10 protein-coding genes are annotated in these 9330 nt (G+C 74.0%); 3 read left to right on the top strand and 7 right to left on the bottom strand.

Features of this window, described 5'->3' with window-relative positions; genetic code table 11:
• Positions 1-49 precede the first annotated feature (49 nt).
• The 4 genes from AB0L89_RS29355 to AB0L89_RS29340 form a co-directional block, all read right to left on the bottom strand.
• The gene (locus AB0L89_RS29355) at positions 50-733 is read right to left on the bottom strand and encodes a DUF3105 domain-containing protein (RefSeq protein WP_365147240.1); all 684 of its coding nucleotides are present in this window, start codon (positions 731-733) and stop codon (positions 50-52) included.
• A 110-nt stretch (positions 734-843) separates the two neighbouring features.
• Positions 844-1251, bottom strand: coding sequence for a hypothetical protein (locus tag AB0L89_RS29350; RefSeq protein WP_365147237.1), 408 nt, complete (start codon positions 1249-1251; stop codon positions 844-846).
• Between the two features lie 37 nt (positions 1252-1288).
• Complete coding sequence (locus AB0L89_RS29345; protein WP_365147234.1) at positions 1289-1894, bottom strand: DinB family protein; 606 nt, start codon at positions 1892-1894, stop codon at positions 1289-1291.
• A gap of 70 nt (positions 1895-1964) precedes the next feature.
• Entirely contained in the window at positions 1965-2810 is an 846-nt protein-coding gene (locus AB0L89_RS29340; RefSeq protein WP_365147231.1) for a class I SAM-dependent methyltransferase, read from the bottom strand.
• Between the two features lie 188 nt (positions 2811-2998).
• On the opposite strand from AB0L89_RS29340, the gene AB0L89_RS29335 reads away from it, so the two are divergent.
• Positions 2999-3583, top strand: coding sequence for a TetR/AcrR family transcriptional regulator (locus AB0L89_RS29335; RefSeq protein WP_365147228.1), 585 nt, complete (start codon positions 2999-3001; stop codon positions 3581-3583).
• A gap of 37 nt (positions 3584-3620) precedes the next feature.
• Here the strand turns inward: AB0L89_RS29335 and AB0L89_RS29330 are convergent, their stop codons facing one another.
• The 3 genes from AB0L89_RS29330 to AB0L89_RS29320 all read right to left on the bottom strand — a co-directional run bounded on the left by AB0L89_RS29330 (position 3621) and on the right by AB0L89_RS29320 (position 7147).
• On the bottom strand, positions 3621-4817 hold the full coding sequence (locus tag AB0L89_RS29330; protein WP_365147225.1) for an NAD(P)-binding domain-containing protein: 1197 nt from the start codon (positions 4815-4817) through the stop codon (positions 3621-3623).
• Between the two features lie 130 nt (positions 4818-4947).
• Positions 4948-5556, bottom strand: a complete 609-nt coding sequence (locus AB0L89_RS29325; protein WP_365147222.1) for a hypothetical protein — start codon at positions 5554-5556, stop codon at positions 4948-4950.
• Between the two features lie 118 nt (positions 5557-5674).
• On the bottom strand, positions 5675-7147 hold the full coding sequence (locus AB0L89_RS29320; protein ID WP_365147219.1) for a penicillin-binding protein 2: 1473 nt from the start codon (positions 7145-7147) through the stop codon (positions 5675-5677).
• A gap of 85 nt (positions 7148-7232) precedes the next feature.
• Between AB0L89_RS29320 and AB0L89_RS29315 the strand changes: the two genes are divergently transcribed.
• A complete protein-coding gene (locus AB0L89_RS29315) occupies positions 7233-8207 on the top strand; it encodes a LysR family transcriptional regulator (protein WP_365147216.1) in 975 nt (324 codons plus the stop codon).
• A complete protein-coding gene (locus AB0L89_RS29310; protein ID WP_365147213.1) occupies positions 8204-9106 on the top strand; it encodes a serine hydrolase in 903 nt (300 codons plus the stop codon). Before AB0L89_RS29315 ends, AB0L89_RS29310 begins: the two co-directional genes overlap by 4 nt.
• The last annotated feature ends 224 nt before the right edge of the window (positions 9107-9330 follow it).

The following is a 9330-nucleotide window of genomic DNA, read 5'->3' as shown; positions in this document are numbered from 1 at the left end:
GTCCGGCCGGTGCGCGCGGCACGTGCCGCGCGCACCGGCCGGACCGGGGTCACACGGACTCGACGCCTCCCGAGCAGGCGGCGCCCGGCTCGGGGGTCTGCGGACCCTGCACGTACTTGCCGAAGAACTGCCCGATGCGCGGGTCGTCGGCGCTGTCCACCGTCAGCTGGTGGCCCCAGGCCGTCAGCATGATCGCCCCCGACTGGTCCCGGGCCGGACTCATCAGGCTGTAGGGAGTCCTGGAGACCTTGTCGCCCAGTTTCTCGACGTCGGCGTCCGAGGCCTTGTCGTTGTACGTGACCCAGACCGCGCCGTGTTCGAGGGAGTGCACGGCGTTCTCGTCCGGTATCGCCTTCTCGTAGACCTTGGCGTCACACGTCATCCAGGCCTGGTGGTGATCGCCGCCGACCGGCGGGGTCATCGGGTAGTCGACGGTCTTGGCGACGTGGTCGCGGCCCAGCTTCTTCGCGTCCCACGTCTTCTCGCCCTTGACGGGCTTCTCCTCGGCGGCGGCGTTCTGCTGCTCCTTGTCGTTCGCCCGGTCCAGGGCGTACGCCCCGAATCCGATGAGCCCGGCGATGATCACGGCGCCCGCCGTGACGGTGATGACGCGGTGGCGCCGCTCGCGGGCCTGCTCGGCGCGGCGCATCTCCTCGACGCGGGCTCTGCGTTCGGCGGCGGCCGCCTTCTTGCCGGGCTTGTTGCCCGGCTTGCGGGACTTGGCGCTGGCCATGGGTGTTCCTTGTCCCCGCCGCGGCGCATGCGGCGGTGGTGCCGGAGTGGTGGATGCCGTCGTGCGAAGGACGGCCGCGCTCGTGCGCGGGCCGCCGTCGCGGGCTCCTCCTAGGTCCGTTGCATCTGGAGCACGTGAAGGTCGGGGGCGCCGCGGTCCGAGGGCCGCCCCGGGGCGGGTCCCGGTGCGGGCCGGGCCGGGCCGTACGGGAGGGGACGCAGGGCGGGCGGCAGCGCGTGCTCGGCCGAGGCGGGCACCGCGCGCACGCCGTGGGCGGCGGGCGCGCAACACCGGTCGGACGGCGGGACCTCGGTGCCGTCCGAGGGCGGCGTACAGGTCTCGACGGCCGGTGCGTCGGTGACGGCGGCCGTGGTGTGCCCCGTGCCCGCGTGACCGACGTCGGGCGTGACGGTGCCGAGGCACAGGAACAGCGCGGCGAGGAGCGCGGCGAGCGCAGCGCACAGTGCCGCGCGGCCCCGGGCGGGCCGGGCGGCCCCGGGCCACCGTGTCCGTCTCATCGCAGCGCATCGTAGCGATCGTCGCGTGAGGCGTGTGTCACCGGTTCTGAAGTCGGCGACCGTTCCGGTCGGCCTCGGTCGCCGCGCGCTCCACCCGGGCCCGGTGCTCCGCCCACCAGGCCGCGTCGTGGGAGGGCATGCCGTCGTTGCCGTCCCGCAGTCCGGTGGTCCCGTCGACCAACTCCCGCACGACGTCCGCGTGTCCGGCGTGCCGGCCGGTCTCGGCGATCATGTGGACGAGGATGCGGTGCAGGGTGATCGCCGACCGCTTGCCCGAGGGCAGATGGCCGACCGCGTCCAGTTCCCGCGACTCGATCGTCGTGTCCGAGTGGAGCCACACCGCGCGGTAGAGCCCGACGATCCGCTCCCGCGACTCGTCGGCGGCCGCCCACAGGTCGGAGTTGGTCTCGGCGTCGCCCGTGATCCACAGTCCCGGCGCCTCGAAGGGACGGCCGAAGATGGCGCCGAAGTACAGCGCCTCCGCGCCCGTCGCGTGTTTGACCAGGCCCAACAGGTTGGTTCCTGTCGGCGTCATGGGCCGGCGTATGTCGTACTCCGACAGGCCCTCCAGTTTCCACAGGAGGGCGTCGCGGGCGTCCTGCAGATAGGTGTGCAGGTCGGTCTTGAAGTCTGTTCCGGTCATGGGCGGCAGTCTGCCGCGCCCGGGACCTCCGTTCGTCAGGTTTGGCGGCGCCCGGTGTGCCGTCGCGCGGCTAGGACGGGCGGACGGCGGTCACCAACAGGGCGGTGCTGCGCAGCCGCAGGGCGCCGCCGTCCTCGTACGGGCGCAGGATCTCGGTCAGGCGCCGGTGCGCGCGGTCCCGGACCTCGGGCGCGACCTGGCCACTGAGATGCCGTCCGGGCCCGGAGCCGAGCAGGAAGGCGGCGGCGTCGGCGGCGTCCCGCCCCCAGGTGCCGTACGCCTCCACGCGCGCCGTCTCGACGCGTGCGAACCCGGCGGCGGACAGCACCTCGCGGGTGCGGTCGACGTCCGCGAGCGAGAACATGCCCGGCCCGCCGGGCGCGCCGAACCCTCCGACGGGCAGGAGGCCGCGCAGCGCGGTGAAGGCCTGGAGCCATTCGTTGTCCTCGGCGTACGCGCCGCAGACGAACGCCGCGCGCCCGCCGGGACGCAGCGCGCGGCGGATGTTCCCGAACCCGGCTACGGGATCCGCGAAGAAGAGCACGCCGTAGCGGCTGATCGCGACATCGCGTTCGGCCGGTGCCCACGCGTGGACCTGGGCGTCGCCCTGCTCGAAGGCGACGTTGTCGAGGCCCTCCAGCTCCGCGGTCCGGCGCGCGCGGGCGAGCATCGGGGCCGACAGGTCGAGCCCGAGCGCGTGGCCGGCGCTCGCGCGGCGGGCGGCGAGCCGCGTCGTCTGCCCGGCGCCGCACCCGACGTCCAGGACACGGTCGGTCCCCTGGATCGAGGCGGCGTCCAGGAGCGTGGAGTTGAAGCCGGAGTTCACCGCGTCCCAGCGGTCCTGGTGCCGGGCCCAGTGCTCGCCCTCGTAGCCGTTCCAGGCCGCTGCCTGCTCGGTGTTGACGATGCTGTGCACGCTGTACCCCCTGAGTGGACGGGCCGCGGGAGCGGTCCGCATGGACAGGCCGATGGACAGGCCGAGTGGACGGGCGCCCTCCTCGATAGAATGGGCGCTCGCCCAAACAGTATGGGCGAGCGCCCATTCTGGCAACGGTCCTCCGCCGGAAGCGGTGCCCCGTTCCGTCTCGTACGAGGAGAAATGCCATGTCACCCCGCGGAGTTGCGATCCCCGACCTGCGCGAGCGGCTCTTCGGTGCCGCGGAGCGGATCGTCGCCCGGGACGGTGCGGCGGCCCTGACCAGCAGGGCGATCACCGGGGAGGCGGACTGCGCGAAGGGCGTGCTGCACACGCACTTCGGGGGAGTGGAGGAGTTCGTCGCCGAGCTGGTGCTCGACCGCTTCGGACGCGCGGCGGCCGACGCGCGCGACCTGCCCACGAGGGCGGGGCAGGACACCGTGGCCGAGAACCTGACCGCCGTCGCGCTCGGCCTCCTGGACTCCCTCGACCCGCGCGTCGTCGGCCTCGCCATGACCAGCAACGGCACCGCGCGGCGGATCCGTGAGGCCATGGCGCAGGGCGCACCTGGCTTCGCCGCGGTCCAGGACGCCCTCACCGCCTACCTGGATGCCGAAGTGCGGCTCGGCCGCCTGGCGGACGGCACCGACACGGCGACGGCCGCGCTCGCCCTGGTCGGGACCGTCCACCACCTCCTGATGACCGGCTGGGCCGGTGCGCCGGACCCCCGCGCGCAGACGGAGCGCCTGGTGGCCCTGCTCGTGGCACCGTGAGCGCGGGCCGGGCGCACCCTTCCCGTCAGGTCCCCGCTCAGTCGTCGCAGCGGGCGGCCACGGACGAGGTCAGGCGCGGGGACGCGAACCGGGTGCCGCAGACGAAGCGCAGGAGCGGGCCGAACGTCGCGGCCGCCGGGGGGCCGGTGAAGTGGAGTCCCGGCACGCTCGACCCGAACCCCTTGTCCAGGAGCGGGAATCCTCCGGTCGTGGTCACTTCGGCGCGGAGTTCGGGGGAGAGGAAGTCCAGGGCTTCGAGGTCGCTGCGGTAGCCGGTCGCGGCCAGTACGTGCTCGGCCTCGACGGTGTGCGCCTTCCCGTCCGGCGTGCTGGTGCGCAGCGCGACGCCGTCCCCGTACGCCTCCGCTCCGGTGATGCGCCGCCTCGCGAGGACGGGTACCCGGTCCTCGAAGCGCTCCTTCAGCCACCACGCGCCGCGCGGCCCCAGCACCCGTTCGACGAGCCGGAGCCGGACGGCCCCGGGCAGGTACCGGAACGCGGCCGCGTGCCGCGAGAAGCCGTACAGCGCCCAGGAGCGGCCGAGCGGGGTGTCGGGCCGTGCGTGCGGGCCGTCCGACGGCGCCCTGCCGAAGCGGACCCGGGCCCCGCGGGCGAGCACCTGGACGTCGGCGCCCGCCTCGTGCAGGAGGGCGGCGCTCTCCAGGGCCGACTGTCCCGCCCCGACGACGCTCACGCGGCGGCCCGCGAAGCGCTTCAGATCGGTGTGCTGCGAGCTGTGCGAGACCACGCCGAAGGCGGACGGGCCCTCGGGGGCGGCCGCGGCGAGCGCGGCGGGCAGATGGGCGGCGCCGGTGAGGCCCGTCGCCACGACCACGGAGGCGGTCCGGAGCTTCTCGCCCGAGGCCAGCTTGACGCTGAAGCCGCCCCCGGTCCGGTCGACCGCGGCCACCCGCTCGTCCTCGACGCGGGGCACCAGGCGGCTCTGGAACCACCTGCCGTAGCGGATGAACAGGCCGACGGGCACGGGGTCGTGGGGGCCGAGCCGCGGCTCGCCGCCGGCCTCGCGGCAGTAGTCGTGGAGCGTGAAGCCCTCGCGCGGGGCCGCCAGCGCGGAGGCGGCGGGCGTCGACTTGAGGAGCATGCCGACGGGCATGTGCCGGGTCCAACTCTCCATGGGCGAGCCGAAGACCCGGACGGAAACCCCGCGCGCCCGCAGGTGCGCGGCGGCGGACAGGCCGTAGGGGCCCGCCCCGATGACGACGGTCTTGGACATGCGGTTCCTCCTGGCGCCCCGCGCGCCCGTCACGGGCACGGCACGGTCACGGCGCCGAGATCGGCTGGGGTGGGGAACGTGCGGAATCGGGCCTGCCGCAGCCGCACCCGTGCGCGTGCCTCGGCACGGCTCAGGCGGCGGGCGACGGCCGTGCGGGCGGACCCCGCCGTACGACCGCGTCCGCGAGGAGAAGGAGGAGGGGGAGGGCCGACGCGTCACGCGGCGCCGAGGAGAAGCGGGGGACCGGCCGCGGCGCCCGGGGCGCGAGCGGGCCGGGCGCGGGACGCAGCAGCCGGGCCAGGACGCGGCACGCGCGCCGCACCTGGCGCTCCACGCGGCCGAGGGTGCCGCGGCGCAGGCCCCTCGGCGTGCCGCGCCGGGTGCCGGGCGGTCCGCAGGCCGTGCGGAGGGCGCGGGCGAGGCGCGTCACCGCCGCTCGTCGGGCGGCGGCGGCCGGGGGCCCCGGGGGCCGGTCGCCGCGCACCGGTCGGGCGGACCGCGGGACTCCGCGAGGCGTCCGTCCGGCCCCGAGCGGGACGGCCGCGCAGAACAGCCCCGCGGCGGCGACCGCCCGCACGTCCCACGGCGGCATCGAACCGAACGCGACGTGGTACGCGACGAGGGCCAGGAGAACGCTCGTCATGGACAGGGCCGCGGCCCGCGCCGCCGCGCCCGGCGGCGCAGCCGTCACCCGGCCGCCGCGCGGCCGAGGGCGAAGGAGCGGACCCGAAGATGCCATGACGCATCCATGATGGTCTCTTCGCGGGCGACTGTCACGACGCAACGGTCGGACATGGTCGACAACGGGCATTATGCGAAAGCGAGTTGTTGATGTCCGGCCCCCACCGGGGCGCTCCTCAGCGCTTGAGCACCGCCTCCATGACCGCCTTCGCGATCGGCGCCCCGAGCCGGCCGCCCGCGATCTCGGAGCGGGAGATGTCCATGTCCTCCGGGTCGACCAGGACGGCGACCGCGACCGGCGAGGTGCCGTCGGCCTGCTTGGCGTACGACACGAACCAGGCGTAGGGGCGTTCGTCGCGGACGTCGGCGCCGTGCTGCGCGGTGCCGGGCTTGCCGCCGACCGTGACACCCCGCATCCGCACCTTGTCCGCCGTGCCGTCGGTGACCGTGTACTCCATCATCGTCTGCACCTTGCGTGCGGTCTCCGGCGAGACGGCGCGGTTCAGTACCTCCGGCCGGGACTTCTCCAGGAGGGCCAGGTCGGGGCCGCGCAGCTCGTCCACCATGTACGGCTTCATCACCTTGCCGTCGTTGGCGATGCCGGCGACGGTCATGGCCATCTGGAGCGGTGTGCTGGTGACGCTGCCCTGCCCCATGCCGGTCAGCGCGGTCTGCGGCTTGTCGAGCTTCTCGGGGTAGACGCTCGCCGCCGAGCGCACGGGCGTGAACTGCTCCGCGTTGAAGCCGAACTTCTCCGCCGTCTCCCGCATGTCGTCCTTGCCGGTCTTCTGTGCCGCGTCGAGGAAGACGTTGTTGCACGACCACTGCATGGCGGTCTTCATCGACACCTTGTCGCACATCGAGTTCGGGACGACGTTGCCGATCTCGGTGGTGCTGAGCGGCAGCCGGTAGGGGGCGCGGGCGCCGGAGGGGGCGTCGATGTCGGTGACGGTGCCGTGCTCCAGCGCGGCGGCCGCGGTGAGGATCTTGAAGGTCGAGCCGGGCGGATAGGTCTCGCGCGTCGCCCGGTTGTTGAGCGGCTTGTCCTTGCGCTTGTCGAGCTTCAGGAACGCCTCGCTCTCCTTGCGGGAGATGCCGGCGAAGACGGAGGGGTCGTACGACGGCGTGCTCGCCATCGCCAGGATCTTGCCGCTGCGCGGGTCGAGGGCGACCACCGCGCCCTTGGCGTCGAGATCGGTCAGGCCCTTGTAGGCGGCCTTCTGCGCCTTGGGGTCGATGGTCGTGATGACGTCGCCGGGGCGCGGCTTCTCGCCGGTCAGCACGTCCAGGGGGCTGCCGAGGAGCCTGCGGTCCTTGCCGCTGAGCACGTCGTTCTCCACGCCCTCCAGGAACGTCGCGCCCTGCGCCTGGGAGAAGTAGCCGGTGATCGGCGCGTACATCGGGCCGTTCTTGAAGACGCGCTTGTACTTGTAGTCCGAACCCGGTGTCGGCACGGAACTGGTCACCGGGTCGCCGCCGACGATGATGTCCCCGCGCGGCTGGCCGAACGCGTCGATCTTCACGCGCCGGTTGTGCTCGTGCGAGGCCAGGTCCTCGCTCTGGGCGAACTGCACCCAGGTGGCCCGCGCCAGCAGGGACAGCACCAGGACCCCGCAGAAGACGGCTATGTGCCTCAATGTCCTGTTCATTACGCGAGCAGAGCAGCTCCGGACCTCATATGTCCAAGATTGATATGGCCACCGTAATGATTAATCTGCGATATCGTCCCTGCTCGTGGACCTGATACTGCACCTGCGGTGCTTTGTGGCTGTTGCAGAAGAGTCACATTTCGGTCGTGCGGCGGCCCGCCTCGGCACGGCCCAGCCACCCCTGTCGCAGCGCATCAAGCGGTTGGAGCGGGAACTGGGCGTGCGGCTCTTCGAGCGCAACAGCCGCCAGGTCACGATCACCAAGGGCGGCACCCTGCTGCTCGCCGAGGCCCGCGAGCTCCTCGCCCGCGCCGAGGCCCTGATGGCCACCAGCCACCGCATCCGGGACGGCGACGCCGGCCTGCTGCGCGCCGCACTGCCGCCCGACATCGCGGGCGAGACGGTCGCCGAGATCCTCGCGGAGTTCCGGCGCCGCCACGCGGACGTCGAGCTGGAACTGCACGAGCTGTCCACCGCCGAACAGCTGGCCCGCCTCGCCTCGCACGATCTCGACGTGGGGCTCATCCACCACCCCTGCGACGTCACGGGACTTGGGCTCGGCCCGGTCCTGCGCCGCGAACTCGGCGTGCTGCTGCCCCGCGAGGCCCCCGCGGCCCGACTGGCCGAGGTCCCGCTCACCGCCCTGGGCGACCACGATCTGATCCTCTTCCCGCGCGCGGATGCCCCCGCCCTCCACGACGACCTGCTGACCACCTGCGCCCGCAACGGCTACAGCCCGGCCGCCATCCGGCACGGCCAGGGCCCCAGCTTCATCCGCGGTCTGATCCGCTCCGCCAACTCCGTGGCCTTCCGGCCGCGCGAGGCCCGCCCCGCGGACGGCGCCGCCGACGACCCCGACATCGTCTGGCGCCCCCTGGCCGGCGCGCCCCTGGCCCTGCGTCACTCGGTGGCCTGGCCGCAGGGGCACAGCGACGCCGCCGTCACCGCCTTCGCCGAGGCGACCACGCACGCCATGTGGAAAACTGCCGCGGTGACCACCGACCTGCCGGCGAACTCGAGCCCGGTCCATCTGCGCCCGGCGGCGGAGTACTTCCTGTGACCAGCACCCCCGCCCTCCTGCGCGAGGCCTTCGCCGCGGCCGGTGTCACGGGCCGGCTGCACGCCCTCGACATCGACTCCGGCGCGGAGGTCGACGCGGGCGCCGACGAGCCGGTCGTCACCGCCAGCGTGCACAAGCTCTGCCTGCTCGTCACGCTCCACGAGCAGGCGGCGGCGGGCACGCTGGACCTCACCGAGCAGGCCGAGTGCCCCGCCGAGGGACGCACCCCCGGACCCACCGGACTCGCGGCGATGCTCGACCCCGTCCGCATGTCCCTGCGCGACATCGCCTTCCTGATGATGTCGGTGAGCGACAACACCGCCGCCGACCTCCTCCTGGAGCGCGTCGGCCTCGACGCGGTGAACGCCACCACCGACCGGCTCGGCCTCGGCCGCACCCACGCGACGCACGCTTTCCGTGAACTCCTCGCCACCGTGAAGGAGGACGCGGGCCCCGGCGGCGCGCAGGCCCTGGCCGATCCGCACGTCGTCGCACGGCTGCGGGCGCTGGACCCCGACCGCACCAACCGCAGCACACCGCGCGACATGACCCGGCTGCTGCGTGCCGTCTGGCGCGACGAGGCGTGCACCCCGGAGCACGGCGCCGCGATGCGCCGGCTCCTCGGCCTGCAGGTGTGGCCGCACCGGATGGCGTCCGGCTTCCCCTTCGACGACGTGCACGTCGCGGGCAAGACCGGCAGCCTGCCCACGCTGCGCAACGAAGTCGGCGTCATCGAATACCCCGACGGCGGCCGCTACGCCGTCGCCGTCTTCACCCGCGCCGCCGGCACCGCCGCCGTCCTGCCCGCGGCCGACGCCGTCATCGGCACCGCCGCCCGCATCGCCGTCGACGCGCTGCGCGCCCAGCCCGCGCGGGCGACGCACGAGGGGACCGGCTGACACCGGCCCTCTCGTGACTCAGGCCGGTTCGTGCGCCGTGGGCCATGGCTCGCCGGACGGCGCCGGTGCCCCGTCCGTGCCGCCCGGCCGCCGGCCGCGCGGGAGGCGCCGCTCTCGGCCGTACCCGCTGACGGGCGTGGTTCGGGGCCCGTACCCGGGACAGCTGGGGGACGACCCGGGATCGGACCCGTACGGGTCACCAGAACGCGCCGTCGCCCGGCACC

The organism is Streptomyces sp. NPDC052114 (genome assembly GCF_040680155.1).
Classification (GTDB): Bacteria; Actinomycetota; Actinomycetes; order Streptomycetales; family Streptomycetaceae; genus Streptomyces.
This window is presented reverse-complemented; position numbering and strand designations above follow the sequence as displayed.

Coding starts and splice junctions, on each gene's coding strand:
- AB0L89_RS29355 (WP_365147240.1), bottom strand. CDS start 733: ATGGCCAGCGCCAAGTCCCGCAAGCCGGGCAACAAGCCCGGCAAGAAG.
- AB0L89_RS29350 (WP_365147237.1), bottom strand. CDS start 1,251: ATGAGACGGACACGGTGGCCCGGGGCCGCCCGGCCCGCCCGGGGCCGC.
- AB0L89_RS29345 (WP_365147234.1), bottom strand. CDS start 1,894: ATGACCGGAACAGACTTCAAGACCGACCTGCACACCTATCTGCAGGAC.
- AB0L89_RS29335 (WP_365147228.1), top strand. CDS start 2,999: ATGTCACCCCGCGGAGTTGCGATCCCCGACCTGCGCGAGCGGCTCTTC.
- AB0L89_RS29330 (WP_365147225.1), bottom strand. CDS start 4,817: ATGTCCAAGACCGTCGTCATCGGGGCGGGCCCCTACGGCCTGTCCGCC.
- AB0L89_RS29325 (WP_365147222.1), bottom strand. CDS start 5,556: ATGGCATCTTCGGGTCCGCTCCTTCGCCCTCGGCCGCGCGGCGGCCGG.
- AB0L89_RS29320 (WP_365147219.1), bottom strand. CDS start 7,147: ATGAACAGGACATTGAGGCACATAGCCGTCTTCTGCGGGGTCCTGGTG.